Consider the following 16,343-nt stretch of genomic DNA (forward strand, 5'->3'; position numbering starts at 1 on the left):
CAGCATGGGTCTATTTGAAGATCTCAGCCGATTTTTAGAAACGCGGCTGGATGAGTTTCTGCGAGCGCATCCCCACTTAGAGCTGATGGCGCTGGAAGAGCAGCTCCGTGGGCAGGAAGAAGACGCGATCAATTTACTGGGCGATCTGAAGCGGCGCGAGAAGCAGCTAGAAGACAGTATTCTCTCGACGGCCCAGGAAATTCAGCGCTGGCACGAACGGGTCAAGAAAGCAGAATCAGCCAATCGCCAAGATCTAGGCCGCGCTGCCCAGGAGCGGGAGGCCTCCCTATTGCGCCAGGGAAATCATCTCTGGGGGCAGATGAAGGGCACCAAAGAGCGGATTGAACAGACCCGTGAACTGCAGCGACAGGTACATGAGAAACGGCGAGAGCTAAAGGTGAAAATTGCCCAGGCTGAAGCCGATCGCGCTGCTCAGCGAGCCAAGACGACTGCCACCGCCGCCAAAGATCCGGCTGCTGCTGCTTGGGGGAATAAAGGCTGGAATCAAAGCCCTTACACCACTTTTGATCGCCCCGTTGATCCGCTAGAAGAAACCTTCCAGCGCTGGGAAACGGAAGAAGAATTAGAAGACCTTAAGCGCCAAATGGGACGGTGATTGTAGCCTGCAAGACTCTTGGCGATCGCAGCAGTTTTCTCTCACTGGAGACTCTGCTTCCAGCCGAAAGCTTAATTCATCTTTAACCACTTACTACAGCGGACGCATCTCTGAAATGGGCAGAGCAGGTTCCGAGCAAGGGCTAGGTCCACCCTGACCGACTTCAAACTGGGTCATCATGTCATGGTCTTCATGCACCAGATTGTGGCAGTGCATCATAAACTTGCCCTTGATATAGTCACCATTGCGGGTACCAAACTGGGCTGCGACTCGTACCGTTTCAAACTCATGAATGGCGAAGACATCCTTCCAGCCTCGTTCATGTTCTGGGGGCTGAATGCCGTTGCGATCGATGATTTGCCAGTCTACTAGGTGAATATGCACCGGATGAGTCCAGCCGCTACCCACATTAGTGAGTTCCCAAATTTCGATATCACCGGGTTCTGGGTTGGCATCAACGCGATAGGGATTCCAGACTTTGTTATTAATCAGCCACTGGGTTGAGCTGCGGCCAAAGCGGAATGTGCGGGTGCGCACCGGACGGCCTTCGCGTTCTGCTCGTTCTAAGATTGACTCGACCGGACGTAGAACCTGGGGTAAATCGCTAGAGTCATTTGGACTGCCCGCCATCACGTCAAAGCGCATCAAGACCTGCGATCGCCCGCTGGAGTCAATGTTGGTGTCTAGGGCCGGACTGCGCAGATAAACCGACGTGTCTGGCTCATAGGCCGAAAAATCAATCACAAATTCATAGCGCTCCGCCGGGAAAATTCGTAGAGTCTTGAAGGGCGATCGCCGCGTTGGCGTTAAGGGTACGGGAGCACCCAGCAGTCCGGCATCGGTGGCAATCATCGAGAGCGTTTCACCCAGGGTTTGACGCTGAGAATCAAGGCTGAGTACGAGCTGATAGGCCCTTGATACCGAGGCGTTCAATACCCGGAAGCGATACTTGCGCCGCTCAACCGGCATGTAGGGCCAGGGGACACCATTGACTAAAGTAATGTCTCCGTAGAGGCTACGTCGAGCCCGATCGTTGAAGAGGAGCTTACCGTTTTCGTCTAAACGTACATCCTGCAGAATTAGCGGCACGTCGTAGTCACCTGCAGGCAAATTCAATCGCCGCTCGTATTCGTCCTCGACAATATACATGCCTGCTAAACCCTTGTAGACGTTGCGGGAGGTTTGCTCTACGGCATGATCGTGGTACCAGATCGTGGCGGCGCGATCGTTAGGGTAGATGTAATCTTTGAAGTGGTCAGGCGGAATTAAATCCTCGGCATAGCCGTCATACTGAGGCAGAGAGGCCATGCCATGTAGATGAGTAACGGTTTTAAAGTCTTGACCTTCATCGTCTTGGCCTATCTGGTTAATAAATCGCACTACCGACTGCCGCCCCTGATCTTCCGGCTCAATGCCGCCCCGCTGCCGAATTGTGGGGCCAGGAACAACGCCGTTATAGCTCCAGACTTCGGTGGGGCGATCGGCCAGAATATTGACCTGAGCTTTTTGTAGCGTAATCTCGTAATAGTCGGTGGGGCGATCGCCCCGCTCATCACTACGAACCGGCCTCAGTTCTGGCGGCGTTTGAAAGCGTCTCTGAAATGGCTCAATCCAAGGACTGTGGAAATCTGTCTCCGGAATAGGAGAGTCCAAGGGAGAGCCGTGGTGTCTCTGAGGTGGACATTTTGTCGCGGCTTCAGCGCTCTGAGCTGTTCCTAGCCAAGCGCCTCCTGTGGCTAAACCCAGCTTCAGTGCATCGCGTCTCGATAGTTTCATCTCGCCCGCTTCCTCTGTTCAGTACTTAAGGGTTGCACCACTGCTTATAGAAAAAATCCGCAAGCGATCGCCGAAATCGTCATGAAGCGTATCGGGCTGAGAAGTTCTGAAATATAGGCGGGGAGAGGATATTGTTAGTCTGGGAGACGCGCAGAAGTCAGGGGGACGAGGACAGTGACGATCGGCTGACACTGAGGAAAAGCGCATCGTGTTGCAGCTCAAAGCGAGTATTACCCTATAAATAGGCAAGAGACGTGAGCTTGCTGCTCAAGCTGTAGAGAAGTCTTATGGTTAATCGTCCAGTTCAGTCACCATCCTCATCAGTGCCGCCCTTGACGAACGGCGATCGCCTAACGCGGCATGAATTTGAGCGGCGTTATGCTCATACTGACGTTCAAGCTGAATTAATTGAAGGAACTGTTTACATGCCGCCTGCTGCGCTGCGTTTTAGAAGTCATGCCAAGCCTCATGGGTTTCTAATTACCTGGCTGGGACTCTATCAAGCATTTACGCCGGGTGTTGAATTGGGAATTGAGCCGACGGTGCGATTGGACTTAGATAACGAGTTTCAGCCGGATGGAGTGTTACTGATTGCGGGGGGACAAGCCAAACTGACGTCAGATGACTACATTGAAGGACCACCAGAGCTAGTGGTTGAAATTGCGGCCAGCAGCGTAGCAATCGATCTCTATGCCAAAAAAAATGCCTATCGCCGCAATGGTGTGCAGGAATATATTGTCTGGCAGGCATTTGAGAATAAGCTGAACTGGTTTTATTTAGAAGAAGGCAACTATGGGCTGGCTGAACCGGATGCAGCAGGTGTTATCAAGAGCCGAGTTTTTCCAGGGCTGTGGCTGGCAGTGGCAGCTCTGCAGCAGGGACAGATGCAAACGGTGTTAGCGACAGCGCAGCAGGGGATTGCCGCACCGGAGCATCAGGCCTTTGTACAGCGTCTCGGCCAACCGGAAATCTAGCAGCCTGCGAGCACCTGATGTTTCTACCAAAGTCGGTTCGGCATTGACCTGGAGATTGAGCTACCGTCAAACTATTAGATTTAGTTAAGGGAGACGCTCCATGCATCAGCCGGGGGAAGTGATTGCTAATCGCTACCGGATTGTGCGACTGCTGGGCACAGGGGGCAGCGGTATTACCTACGAAGCTGAAGAGATTGGTCTGAAACGTCACGTCGCGCTCAAAGCCCTAGCTCTGCGCGGCCTGACGGATTGGAAGCAGCTAGAGCTGTTCGAGCGCGAAGCTCAGGTACTCAAAAGCCTGAACCATCCGGCGATTCCTGACTATATTGACTACTTTCAGGTAGATTCTGAGCGCGATCGCCGCTTTTACATTGCTCAGGAGCTAGCTGAGGGAAAATCTTTAGCTGCTTTGATTGAATCTGGCTGGCGAGCCACGGAAGCTGAGGTCAAGCGGATTGCTTTAGAGGTGCTCAAGATTTTGGAATATCTGCACAGTCTCAATCCGCCCATTATTCACCGCGATATTAAGCCGCAAAATATCATTCGTCATGAGGATGGTGCCCTCTTTCTCGTAGATTTTGGTGCTGTCCAGCAGGTCTATCACCACACCCTGCAGGGCAGCACGGTGGTCGGTACCTATGGCTACATGGCTCCAGAGCAGTTTCGCGGCGTTGCCTATCCTGGCTCTGACCTATACAGCTTGGCGGCAACCCTGCTATTTTTGCTCACCCACCAGTCGCCCGCTGATCTACCGCAGCGCCGCCTGAAGATCGACTTCCGCGAGCAGGTCAACATCAGCCCAGGGCTAGCTGATTGGCTAGAAACGATGCTGGAACCGGCAATCGAAGATCGCTTTGACTCAGCTCAAAAAGCGATCGCCGCTCTCACTCAGCCTCGCCCTCAGCTCGTGTCACATACAGGCACAGCCGCAGGCCAGATGCGGCGACGTCAGCCCAAAGGCAGTCAGATTAAGCTCAACCGGACGCGATCGCAGCTTACCTTAGAAATTCCGCCTACCGGCTGGAAGGCGGAGACTTTGGCCGTGGGCGGTTTTGCCCTCTTTTGGACAGGTTTTGTTTTGATTTGGACAGTTGGGGCTACCTGGGGCGCTGCGGCTAGCGGTTTTTGGATTTTTCCGCTGTTTTCAATTCCCTTTTGGCTAGTAGGCTTCGGCATGATCGCTTTTGTGGTCAACGGTTTACTGGGCAAAACCAAGCTGGAAATTGACCATAAGCGGTTCAAGTTTGAGCGCAGCATTCTTGGTTGGCGGCGCTACGTTGAGGGCCAGCTTCACGATTTGGAACCGTTTGAGCTGCGTACGGCCTACACGCAAAATGAACGCCCCATTCAGGCGCTCACTCTAGTAGAAGGGATTAGCGCCCATAAGTTTGGCGCTATGCTTTCCCCGGTGGAAAAGGACTGGCTATTGCAGGAACTCAACGAATTTATGGCAACAGTCCAGCGTTAGAAATAAGCAGACTGCCAAAAGTAGATGCAAGACCCCCTGCCTTTCACCTTTGACTCTGGCGTAGCGGCGCGATCGCGCGAAGACAGGTGCCAGAGAGACTTGGTTCAGTGGGTTAGGGCTAGCTGTTGAGCAGTAAGGACAGAGAGACTTGGCCCGCTGCCCTTACCTAATTCAGCCCAAGGACTAAGCGGCTGTCGCTAAACCTCGGTGTCGCAGCAGCGCTGCGGTACTCGGCTCCCGCCCCCGGAAGGCTTTAAACACCTCCATTGGATGACGGCTCCCGCCCAAGGCCAGCACCGTATCTCGGAAGCGGCGTCCGGTTTCAAGCAGGGCTGACTCATCCTCTAAACCGGCCTCTTCAAAAGCGGCAAAAGCATCTGCGCTCAGCACCTCGGCCCAGAAGTAGCTGTAGTAACCTGCAGCATAGCCTCCGGCAAAGATATGGCCGAACGCACACAAGAAGGCGTCTTCCGGAATCGGCTTCATCACCGTCGTCTTTTCTGCTAGGCGATCGCGCACCTCCCAGATACTTTCGCTGCCACCCGGCTGATAGCGGTGGTGCAGCTCAATATCCAACCAGCCAAAGTTTACCTGGCGCAGAATGGCGCTGCCTGTCATGAAGTTACGGGCCGCTAAGAGGCGCTGATACTTGTCTTCCGGTAGCGGTTCGCCCGTTTCATAGTGCCGCGCCAGCTTGAATAAAGTATCGCGGTGATAGCACCAGTTCTCCATAAACTGGCTGGGCAGTTCTACAGCATCCCATTCCACGTTGTTGATTCCGGCTGCCCCCGGATAGTCTACCTGAGTTAGCATGTGCTGCAGGCCATGCCCGAACTCGTGAAACAGCGTTTCTACATCTCGGAAAGTCATCAGACTAGGCTTGCCGTCTACCGGGGGGGACTGGTTGCACACCAGGTAAGCGACAGGCAGCCGGAGCTGGTTGCCAAACTTGCCGCGATTGAGACATTCATCCATCCAAGCACCGCCGCGCTTCTCTGCCGGGCGGCTGTAAGGATCGAGGTAAAAATGGGCGATCGCGCTGCCCGATTCGTCTGCCACCTTGAAGTAACGCACATCAGGATGCCAAACTGGCGCTTCACCATCGGCAATAGTAATAGTCACGCCGAAAAGCTGATTGGCCAGATTAAACAGTCCCTCAAGCACCTGAGGCAGCGGGAAATAGGGGCGCAGTTCTTCGTCGGTTAGCTCATACTTGGTTTCCCGCAGGCGCTCGGCCCAAAACGCCGTATCCCAGTTCATCAGGTCGTTGGCCTCGCTGGCTCCTTGGGCTTGAGCAAACTGCTTGAGATCGGCTAAATCCTTCTGAGCTGCTGCATAGCTGGCGCTGCGTAGTTCCTCCATTAGCTGCTCCACCGCTGTGACAGAAGGGGCCATCTTGCGGGCAACGCTCAGCTCAGCATAGGTGTCGTAGCCCAGTAGCGCCGCCTGCTGCTGCCGCAGTTCTAAAATCCGCTCAATATGGGGCGTATTGTTGAGATCGCCAGCAGACGCGCGAGTGACAAAAGCCCGGTAGAGTTGCTCACGCAGGTCACGACGACGGCTGTGCTGCATAAAGGGCACATAGCTGGGATAGTCCAGCGTAATTCGCCAAGGGCCAGATTCAGCCGTCGCCTTTTCCTTACCCGCTTCGCGCGCGGCCTGAGCCGCTAGGGCCAGGAGGCTAGGCGGCAATCCTTCAACCTCTTCCTCGGTCTTTAGCATTAGGCTAAAGGCTTTGGTCGCATCTAAAACGTTATTAGAAAATTTAGTTGATAGCTCAGCCAGCTCCTGCTGAATTTGGTTGAACTGCTCTTTGGCTTCGCCTTCTAGCCCTACGCCCGACAGCTCAGCTTCACGAATAGCAGAGTCTACGATTCGCTGCTGAGCGGGAGCTAGCTGTGGCCACTGCTCGCCTGCGCGCATCTGCTTGAAGGCTGCGTAAAGCGGTTTGCTCTGCCCAAGCTGAGTAGCAAACTGTATGACACCTGGTTGCACAGCTTCATAGGCTTGTCGTAGTTCAGGGCTGTTCTTCACCCCCATCAGGTGACTGACAATACCCCAGCTCCAGCTTAGCCGCTCACTGATGCGCGTCAGCGGTTCCACCAAGCCAGCCCAGGTCGGCGTAACGTTGGCTTCCAAGGCGGTAAGCGATCGCGCTAACTCATCAAGCAGTTGCGTCATTCCAGGCACAACATGCTCCGGCTCGATAGCTGCAAAAGGGGGTAGTCCCGTACCAAGCAGCAACGGATTTTGAATTGAGTTTTCAGGTAGGGTGACAGTTGCACTCATAGGTTGTGTTCGAGGAGATATAGTTTCAACTTTAACGACTTGAATGCCGCACAAACTTAGCTTTGTACTAAAGGTAACTACCTTCGCCTAAGTTTTTATTCATACTCGTTACGAGTTTATTTAATTATCATAGCGTGCTGTGTCAGTTAAGGCATCTCTTTTTGTCTCCTCGCCGCACTCGTTGGCCGCTTAGGAACGCCACCCCAATTCAACTGCAGTTTCTAGCACCGACAATTGCGGGCGATCGCTCTACCATGACAAATAGCTAACAGCCTTAGAAACCTTAGTGGCGATCGCAATGCAGCGTCCCTTTCGGCGAATTATCTTAGGGAGCACGTTCTTCTTGCTGACAGTGGTGCTAGCTGTTTATGGCTATATGCTAGCTGGCTGGTCGCTGTTAGATGCTGTCTACATGGTTGTCATCACCATCTTTGGCGTTGGCTATGGTGAAGTGCATCCGCTGGATTCAGCCAAGCTGCGGATTTTTACGATTCTAGTCATCATTGCGGGAGTACTATCAGTTGCCTATATCGTGGGCGGCTTTTTGCAGTTAGTGACGGAAGGAGAACTCCGTAAAGTATTCAAAAACAAGCGTATGACCCAGGAAATTCAAAGCTTAGAGCGCCACGTAATTGTCTGTGGCTATGGCCGCATGGGCCAAATGCTTTCCCGTCGGTTGTGGCAGGAAAAGCAGGCTTTTGTTGTACTTGATCACGATCCTGAGCGTATTGCCCAGGCCCAAGAGTCTGGCTATCTGGTTTATCAGGGGAATGCAGCCGATGAGGGCAACCTGCAGGCAGTAGGAATTCACCGGGCTAAGGCCCTGTCCACCGTTTTGCCGGATGATGCTTCCAACGTATTTATTACCCTAACGGCTAGAGAAATGAATCCCAGCTTAGTGATCTTGGCGCGGGGTAAGCTGCCTTCTACCGAAAAAAAGCTGCGTCTAGCAGGGGCCAATCACGTTGTTTTGCCTGTTGCCATCGGGGCGATTCGCATGGCCCATCTGATTACCCATCCCACAGCGGTCGATTTTCTATCCCAAACTGACAAAGGTGCGAGTTTAAATGAGCTTTTAGGCGAGTTGGACATTCAGCTCAATGAGTTACCGATTGTGGCTAATTCATCTCTTATTGGCGGCACTATTGGCGATATTGAGGTGAGAGGCAGAGGCACATTTATTATTGTTGCTCTGCGGCGGGCTACGGGCGAAGTGCTGATTCACCCCAGCCGCGAAACCTATCTCTCCCAGGACGACTCCGTTATTCTCATGGGGCATCAAGGAGATATGCCTAAGTTTGCTCAAAGCCATACCCACAAACGCGGACTACGCTATCGCGGCGCTAGAGTCCGTTAACCTGTGCCAAAGATTGCCAACGGGATTGGGTACCCTGTAGATAGAGTATTGAGAATATCGAAACAAGAGTATTGAAACAGGTGCCTACTGCAAAAACTGCTGAGACTTCTCACGATCCTCGTTAAAGTATTGCTAAGAGTGGAGATTGCTTACCTAGTTGTATTACCTAGTCTTTCAATTACTTTGAAAATTCAAGGCAATTGAGTCTTAAGGTCTTGCCTATTGCTATCAGTTTCCCAGGAGTCAACGCTTTAATGCCAGCCGCCCCTATTCCTATTGATGAAGAGAAACGTCTAGCAGAGCTGCGCCGCTACGCCATCTTAGATACACCTCCAGAGCCAGCCTTTGACGAATTGACGCGCCTAGCCGCTAGCCTTTGCCAAGCGCCTGTTAGCCTCATCAGCTTAGTAGATGAATATCGCCAGTGGTTTAAGTCCCGCTACGGATTAGACGTTGCAGAAACGCCACGGGATCAGGCTTTTTGCGGTTATACGATTCTCCGCGATCAGCCATTTGTGGTTTCAGACGCGATCGCCCATAACCTTGTCAGCGACAATCCCCTCGTACTGTGTGCACCCCACATTCGCTTCTACGCTGGCATACCGCTCATCTCAGCCCACGGCTATCGTTTGGGGTCGCTCTGCGTGATTGATTATGTTCCCAGAGAGCTAACGGCGACTCAGCTTGACAATCTTAAAATTATCGCCAATCAGGTGGTAGCACTTTTAGAGTCTAGGCTACATGCCAAGCGAATTGAGGAATACGCCGAGGCACTGGAGGCGGCTCGTCAGCAAGCCATAGAGGCTAGCCGCGCCAAGTCTGAATTTTTAGCCATGATGAGTCACGAAATTCGTACGCCTATGAATGGCGTCATCGGCATGACCGGCCTGTTACTGGATACTCAGCTCGCGCCTAAGCAGCGAGAATTTACCGAGATTATTCAGAAAAGTGGCGAAACTTTGCTGGCGCTAATCAACGATATTCTAGATTTTTCTAAAATCGAGGCCGATAAGCTCACCCTAGAAAAACAGCCTTTCAATCTACACACCTGTGTTGAAGATGCTCTAGAACTTGTAGCGCCTAATGCAGTAGCTAAGAATTTGGAGCTGGCTTCCCTAATTGCCGCAGATGTTCCAGTTGCTTTGGTCGGAGATGCTACCCGACTGCGACAGATACTCATGAATTTACTGAGCAACGCCGTTAAATTCACCGAGAGCGGAGAAATTGTGGTGCGAGTGCAGGCAAAGGCTCTACCTGATAGAGATCGTTCGGCAGCAGGCGAGGTACACGAACTACACTTTGCCGTAACTGATACAGGCATTGGTATTCATCCTGATAAGCAGTCAGAGCTGTTCAACTCATTTACCCAGGTGGATGCTTCTACCACCCGGCGCTATGGTGGTACCGGGCTGGGCCTAGCCATTAGTAAGCGTCTCTGCGAAATGATGGGCGGTCAAATCTGGGTGGACAGTCAGCCCAATCAAGGCTCGACGTTTCACTTCACGATCAAAGCTCTGACTGCTGAAGCAGCTAGTATCCAAAGCTTGCCCAGGTTAGCTGAACCTCAGATAGCCGGTAAGCGCATTCTAATTGTGGACGATAATCAGACGAATCGACAGATTCTAGAACTGCAAGCACAGGCTTGGGAAATGGAGCCTGTACTGGCTTGTTCCGGTCGGGAGGCGCTGGAACTTTTAAAGACGTCTGAACCTTTTGATTTAGGCATTTTAGATATGCAAATGCCAGAAATGGACGGTCTGATGCTAGCCACTCAGATTCGTCAATGCTCTCAGGGCAGGGATCTGCCTTTGATCATGCTAACTTCGATTGGCTTGCCTCTGTACCAAGTAGACACGACCTCAGAAGTCAATAAAACTGTTTTTGCAGCGCAGCTATATAAGCCTGTTAGACAGTTCCAGCTCTATGACACTCTAGTGCAGGTTTTGACAGGTAGCACTCTAGAGCAGCCGCCCGCCAATCACACAAAAGCAATCGATCAGCAGCTAGCTGAACGCTTACCCTTAAAAATACTGGTTGCGGAAGACAACCGAGTCAATCAGCGGCTGATCACCCACGTTCTTGCCCGAATGGGCTACAAAGCTCAGCTTGTGGGTAACGGTCTTGAAGCGATCGCCGCGCTTGAGCAACAGCCTTACGATATTGTGCTGATGGACATTCATATGCCCAAGATGGACGGGTTTGAGGCGGCTAGAACAATTCGTCGGGTAATAGCAAGTCAGTCACAGCCCCAAATTATTGCGATGACCGCAAGTGCCATGCAGGGCGATCGCGAAAAATGTCTCCAAGCAGGCATGGATGACTATGTCAGTAAGCCTATTCGGATCAAAGAACTGGTAGCTGCCTTGATGCGGAGTCGTTCTGCCTCCAAAACAGCTTCTCTATGAGTCGATCCCGTCCAAAGTAAAGCCTATTCTGACTGAGTTTCTATTGCCTGCAGTGTCTTTGCCACCAGCAACGGCATTAGCTGAGACTGCACGTCCGCAGGCTGATTGCCCCAAAGCATTCTAACAAAGCCTTCTTTTCCCTGTTGGCTAGCGCGATTCAGAACACCTGCTAGTTTTTCAAGATTTTCAGTATTGGACATAAGCAATTGCTCCCCAAAAGCTGACAACTGTGCTGGATCTACAGGAATTAGAGGCGCCCTCGCTTTTCACTCAATGCTGTGGGCTATAGACAGTAGTTTCAACAACTTTACTGGATGGCGGTACCTAGAATGCTCAACACCAGACGGTTGGTAAAGAATTGTCATGCCTGTCCCAATATGGCCACTTATCGCTGAGTCAGGTGTGATATTCCAAAAAGGTTTGTAATATAGCCAGTTGAATCCCTCGCCTTTAGAACTTAGGTTCAAGCAAGAATTTCTCTCAAAAGAGGTTGCCATGAATACGCCCTCGCACTTTTTAATGACGGCTGCCCTAGAAAAGGGAAATCCCCGCGTTCCAATTGTTAAAAGCGCCTTTTTGCTAGGGTCAGTTGCACCTGATTTACCCCTGTGGCTGCTTTCAATTGGCGGCATGATCTACTACCGCTACATTTTGGGCTGGTCAGCAGGTGATGCCTTTCGCTATATGTTTGACGAGCTTTTCTTTAATCATCCGCTTTGGATTGTCGCTCATAATTTGCTGCACTCGCCTCTAGTGTTACTAATAGGTCTGGCTATTGTTTGGCGATCGCGGCGTCGTATTAACTCGCGATCGCGCTGGCTGTTTTGGTTCTTGCTGGCCTGCCTGCTGCACTCTGGCGTAGATATTCTGACCCACGTTGACGATGGCCCCCTGCTCTTATTTCCCTTAGACTGGCAGACTCGCTTTCAAAGCGCGGTCAGCTACTGGGACGATCGCTACTATGCTCAGCAGTTTCAGATCTTTGAACAAACAGCTAATTTGATCTTTTTGCTCTACCTGGTAACGCCGTCTTGTTTCCGAATTTGGCGATATCTCAAACAACGTCTCTCCAGCTTCAACTAGCTTTCTTATAAGGAAGGCAGAGAGACAGCCGCTGACCGTGGCCGCTCAGCTAGCAGGTACGGTTCGCGCTTCCCGCAAAGCTTCAACCGTTTCAATAACAGCCTTGGCCACCTGGTCAATCTCTGCCTGCGTATTGAAGCGCCCAATCCCAAATCTCAGCGACGCATAGGCTAGCACGTCTGTATGCCCTAGCGCCTTAAGTACGTGAGATGGTTCCGTTTTGGCTGTGCTACAGGCTGCTCCAGAAGAGAGAGCAACCCCCGATCGCAGTCCTAGCAGCAGAGCTTGACCGTCTACCCCCGCAAAGCTGACGTTGAGATTACCTGCTAGCCGCTGGCAAGAATGACCGTTGAGATCGATGCCGGAAAGGGATTGAAGCTGTTGCCAAAGGCGATCGCGCAGCGCAGTCAGCCGCTCAGTCTCTATGGTCATCTCAGCGATCGCCAGTTCAACTGCTTTAGCAAAGCCTACAATCTGCGGCGGATATAGCGTTCCCGCTCGCAGACCCCGCTCTTGCCCGCCTCCGTGGAGCTGCGGTGCTAGCTGTACCCGTGGCTGACGCCGCCTGACGTAAAGCGCGCCAATGCCTTTCGGCCCGTAAATCTTATGGGCCGTCATCGACATTAGATCAATATTCATCGCCTGGACATCTAAGGGAATTTTGCCCAATGCCTGAGCCGCGTCAGTATGAAACAGAACTTGTCGGTCATGGCAAAGCTGACCAATAGCGGCTAATGGCTGCAAAACGCCAATTTCGTTGTTGGCGGCCATCACAGAGACTAAAACCGTATCTTCTCGCAGCGCTGCTTCTAAAGCTTCCAATCTAATCAAACCGTCTGGCTGAACCGGCAGGTAAGTCACCTCAAAGCCCAAGGTTTCCAAGTAGCGGCAAGGATCCAGTACAGCACTGTGCTCTGTTCGCACCGTAACAATATGCCGACCCTGATTAAAATAAGCTTCGGCGACTCCTTTAATTGCTAAGTTGTCGGCTTCGGTAGCGCCGCTGGTAAACACAATTTCCTCAGGAACAGCCCCGATGGCCTGCGCTAAGCGTACGCGCGATCGCTGCACAGCCGCCTCCGCTTCCCAGCCGTATTGATGCAGGCTGCTACCAGGATTGCCAAAATACTCCGTAAAGTAAGGCGTCATGGCCTTTACTACTCGTGGATCGACGGGCGTTGTGGCATGACAGTCAAGATAAATCGGGCGATGTGGCATCAGTTAGCCTCCCAAAATTGCGATAGCTAGCCAAGAACTGATCTACTCAAGATCTAATCGCATACTAATATCTAGCCATTTAGCCTGAGTAATAGGCGCGCTGGTAGAGATGTAATCTACACCTGTCTGCGCTACGTCACGGATTGTTGTCAGGGTTACATTGCCAGAGGCTTCTACCTTAATGCGATCGCTCTGTTGGCGAATCAGCTCCACGGCCTGCTGCATTTCATCAAGCGGCATATTGTCGAGCATAATAATGTCTACTTTCTGGGCCAGTGCAGCTTTGACCTGCGTTAAATTCTCAGTCTCTACCTCAATAGATAGCGGGTAAGGCATGTGAGCGCGGACTTGAGTGACAGCCTGTTCAATGCCACCAGCCGCCGCAATGTGGTTGTCTTTGAGCATGACTGCATCATCTAGTCCCATCCGATGGTTAACAGCTCCTCCTACGAAGGCCGCATATTTTTCTAGCACCCGTAATCCGGGCGTTGTTTTACGGGTATCGGCGAGCTGGACTGAAGTACCTGCGAGCTTTTCAACATACTGATGGGTGAGCGTAGCGATGCCGCTCAGCCGCATCGCTAAATTGAGAGCTACCCGCTCACCCGTCAGCAGCGCCTCTAAAGGACCATGAAAGCGCGCAATTATTTCGGAGGGTTGGCATTCATACCCGTCAGACTGGCTGACCGCAGCAGTTACCCTAGGATCTAGCAGTTGAAACACACGCGCTGCAACTTCTAATCCGGCAAGAACGCCGGACTGCTTCGCCACCCAAACCGCTTTACTCATGCGACTCTGTCCCTGCAAGATCCCTTGAGTTGTGCGATCGCCTCGTCCCACGTCTTCAAGAAGCCAGCTTTGCAGCAGCGGATCGAGAACTAACCAAGAAGGCAGCATAGGTTCAACGGGTTGAATGCAACAACCTCTAGCATAGAGCGCTTGCTTCACCCCAAGGTGAGCTATTTATCCCTGCGTTTTGACTGACCTGCTCGCAGAAAATTTTCTACGAAATTTCCTCAAAACGGGCGGTAAAAGCGCCAAGTTTCCGGACGCGATCGCCTCAACACCTTACAAATAAAGGCTTTATTCCCTCAAAAAAATATTTTTCAGAAACCCGTTGACAGAAACGAAAGGGTGTCGCTATATTAGTAAAGCGCCTGAAGGGGGGACACGGAAGTGAAGTCCTGGAGGGCGAGCCGGACCTAGACAGTTAAATAGTTTGAAAGCCAAAGACGAATTAAACGTCCTGTTCAATTTTGATAGAACTGAGGCTAAATTGGTAAGACTGTAACACGAGAGTGGGTAGTTTGCCAAGGGAGCCGAGAAGAGTTCTGGATACTATGAGTATCTGGATAGATTCTCTAAATAACATGGAGAGTTTGATCCTGGCTCAGGATGAACGCTGGCGGCGTGCTTAACACATGCAAGTCGAACGAACCTTTCGGGGTTAGTGGCGGACGGGTGAGTAACGCGTGAGGATCTGCCTTTAGGAGGGGGACAACAGAGGGAAACTTCTGCTAATACCCCATATGGCGAGAGCTGAAACATTTATGGCCTAGAGAGGAACTCGCGTCTGATTAGCTAGTTGGTGAGGTAAAGGCTTACCAAGGCGACGATCAGTAGCTGGTCTGAGAGGATGATCAGCCACACTGGGACTGAGACACGGCCCAGACTCCTACGGGAGGCAGCAGTGGGGAATTTTCCGCAATGGGCGCAAGCCTGACGGAGCAACGCCGCGTGAGGGAGGAATGCCTGTGGGTTGTAAACCTCTTTTATCAGGGAAGAAGAACTGACGGTACCTGATGAATCAGCATCGGCTAACTCCGTGCCAGCAGCCGCGGTAAGACGGAGGATGCAAGCGTTATCCGGAATTATTGGGCGTAAAGCGTCCGCAGGTGGCTAATTAAGTCTGCTGTTAAAGCCCAGGGCTCAACTCTGGATTAGCGGTGGAAACTGAATAGCTTGAGTGCGACAGGGGTAGAGGGAATTCCCAGTGTAGCGGTGAAATGCGTAGATATTGGGAAGAACACCAGTGGCGAAGGCGCTCTACTGGGTCGCAACTGACACTCATGGACGAAAGCTAGGGGAGCGAAAGGGATTAGATACCCCTGTAGTCCTAGCTGTAAACGATGGATACTAGGTGTTGGACGTATCGACCCGTTCAGTACCGAAGCTAACGCGTTAAGTATCCCGCCTGGGGAGTACGCACGCAAGTGTGAAACTCAAAGGAATTGACGGGGGCCCGCACAAGCGGTGGAGTATGTGGTTTAATTCGATGCAACGCGAAGAACCTTACCAGGGCTTGACATGCCGCGAATCCTTGTGAAAGCAGGGAGTGCCTTCGGGAGCGCGGACACAGGTGGTGCATGGCTGTCGTCAGCTCGTGTCGTGAGATGTTGGGTTAAGTCCCGCAACGAGCGCAACCCTCGTCCTTAGTTGCCATCATTAAGTTGGGCACTCTGGGGAGACTGCCGGGGACAACTCGGAGGAAGGTGGGGATGACGTCAAGTCATCATGCCCCTTACGTTCTGGGCTACACACGTACTACAATGCTATGGACAAAGGGCAGCTAGCTCGCGAGAGTCAGCTAATCCCATAAACCATGGCTCAGTTCAGATTGCAGGCTGCAACTCGCCTGCATGAAGGCGGAATCGCTAGTAATCGCAGGTCAGCATACTGCGGTGAATACGTTCCCGGGCCTTGTACACACCGCCCGTCACACCATGGGAGTTGGCCACGCCCGAAGTCGTTACCCTAACCGTTCGCGGAGGGGGGCGCCGAAGGCAGGGCTGATGACTGGGGTGAAGTCGTAACAAGGTAGCCGTACCGGAAGGTGTGGCTGGATCACCTCCTTTCAAGGGAGACCTAACCTACACTTAGCTGAAACAAACAGGAATAGGCGAGTGAGAGGTCATCTCTAGGTCGTGCAGGATGAGTTTTTGGTTTTCAAACTAGGTCTGGTGAAGGGCATGGGCTATTAGCTCAGGTGGTTAGAGCGCACCCCTGATAAGGGTGAGGTCCCTGGTTCGAGTCCAGGATGGCCCACTCGTGGGGGTATAGCTCAGTTGGTAGAGCGCCTGCTTTGCAAGCAGGATGTCAGCGGTTCGAGTCCGCTTACCTCCACCATTAAGAGAAAGAGAGCGAGTTGAATAGAGAT

Annotated in this window: 11 protein-coding genes, 2 tRNA genes and 1 rRNA gene; 9 read left to right on the forward strand and 5 right to left on the reverse strand. The window is 52.2% G+C overall.

Translation table 11 applies throughout. The features are described 5' to 3' along the window. The first annotated feature begins 4 nt into the window (after positions 1–4). Entirely contained in the window at positions 5–616 is a 612-nt protein-coding gene (locus QJQ48_RS14310) for a TIGR04376 family protein (RefSeq protein WP_346291918.1), read from the forward strand. 93 nt (positions 617–709) lie between these two features. Here QJQ48_RS14310 and QJQ48_RS14315 read toward each other — a convergent pair whose 3' ends face one another. Continuing rightward, positions 710–2,392, reverse strand: coding sequence for a multicopper oxidase family protein (locus QJQ48_RS14315; protein WP_346291919.1), 1,683 nt, complete (start codon positions 2,390–2,392; stop codon positions 710–712). Positions 2,393–2,679: 287 nt separating this feature from the next. Here QJQ48_RS14315 and QJQ48_RS14320 point away from each other — a divergent pair, with 287 nt between their 5' ends. Both QJQ48_RS14320 and QJQ48_RS14325 read left to right on the forward strand, forming a co-directional pair. Next, entirely contained in the window at positions 2,680–3,366 is a 687-nt protein-coding gene (locus tag QJQ48_RS14320; RefSeq protein ID WP_346291920.1) for a Uma2 family endonuclease, read from the forward strand. A 100-nt stretch (positions 3,367–3,466) separates the two neighbouring features. Continuing rightward, positions 3,467–4,834: a serine/threonine protein kinase gene (locus QJQ48_RS14325; protein ID WP_346291921.1), complete on the forward strand. Its 1,368-nt coding sequence runs from the start codon at positions 3,467–3,469 to the stop codon at positions 4,832–4,834. Positions 4,835–5,017: 183 nt separating this feature from the next. Here QJQ48_RS14325 and QJQ48_RS14330 read toward each other — a convergent pair whose 3' ends face one another. Then, a complete protein-coding gene (locus tag QJQ48_RS14330) occupies positions 5,018–7,123 on the reverse strand; it encodes a M3 family metallopeptidase (protein ID WP_346291922.1) in 2,106 nt (701 codons plus the stop codon). Positions 7,124–7,421: 298 nt separating this feature from the next. On the opposite strand from QJQ48_RS14330, the gene QJQ48_RS14335 reads away from it, so the two are divergent. Both QJQ48_RS14335 and QJQ48_RS14340 read left to right on the forward strand, forming a co-directional pair. After that, positions 7,422–8,480 (forward strand): potassium channel family protein, encoded by a 1,059-nt coding sequence (locus QJQ48_RS14335; RefSeq protein WP_346291923.1) that lies wholly within the window; start codon positions 7,422–7,424, stop codon positions 8,478–8,480. A 254-nt stretch (positions 8,481–8,734) separates the two neighbouring features. Continuing rightward, entirely contained in the window at positions 8,735–10,885 is a 2,151-nt protein-coding gene (locus QJQ48_RS14340) for a response regulator (RefSeq protein ID WP_346291924.1), read from the forward strand. Positions 10,886–10,908: 23 nt separating this feature from the next. On the opposite strand, the gene QJQ48_RS14345 is transcribed toward QJQ48_RS14340, so the two are convergent. Further along, complete coding sequence (locus tag QJQ48_RS14345) at positions 10,909–11,085, reverse strand: hypothetical protein (protein ID WP_346291925.1); 177 nt, start codon at positions 11,083–11,085, stop codon at positions 10,909–10,911. Positions 11,086–11,380: 295 nt separating this feature from the next. Here QJQ48_RS14345 and QJQ48_RS14350 point away from each other — a divergent pair, with 295 nt between their 5' ends. Beyond that, positions 11,381–11,968, forward strand: coding sequence for a metal-dependent hydrolase (locus tag QJQ48_RS14350; protein WP_346291926.1), 588 nt, complete (start codon positions 11,381–11,383; stop codon positions 11,966–11,968). A 45-nt stretch (positions 11,969–12,013) separates the two neighbouring features. Here the strand turns inward: QJQ48_RS14350 and QJQ48_RS14355 are convergent, their stop codons facing one another. Then, positions 12,014–13,186, reverse strand: coding sequence for a cysteine desulfurase family protein (locus QJQ48_RS14355; protein ID WP_346291927.1), 1,173 nt, complete (start codon positions 13,184–13,186; stop codon positions 12,014–12,016). A gap of 42 nt (positions 13,187–13,228) precedes the next feature. Then, on the reverse strand, positions 13,229–14,083 hold the full coding sequence (gene nadC, locus QJQ48_RS14360; protein ID WP_346291928.1) for a carboxylating nicotinate-nucleotide diphosphorylase: 855 nt from the start codon (positions 14,081–14,083) through the stop codon (positions 13,229–13,231). 470 nt (positions 14,084–14,553) lie between these two features. Here nadC and QJQ48_RS14365 point away from each other — a divergent pair. From QJQ48_RS14365 to QJQ48_RS14375, 3 genes are all read left to right on the forward strand, one after another. Further along, positions 14,554–16,041, forward strand: a 16S ribosomal RNA gene (locus QJQ48_RS14365). Between the two features lie 116 nt (positions 16,042–16,157). Continuing rightward, positions 16,158–16,231 (forward strand) — tRNA-Ile (locus QJQ48_RS14370). Between the two features lie 5 nt (positions 16,232–16,236). Next, positions 16,237–16,312 (forward strand) — tRNA-Ala (locus QJQ48_RS14375). Positions 16,313–16,343 lie beyond the last annotated feature (31 nt).

This window comes from Sphaerothrix gracilis Ecp01, from assembly GCF_030405905.1.
GTDB lineage: Bacteria > Cyanobacteriota > Cyanobacteriia > Phormidesmidales > Phormidesmidaceae > Sphaerothrix > Sphaerothrix gracilis.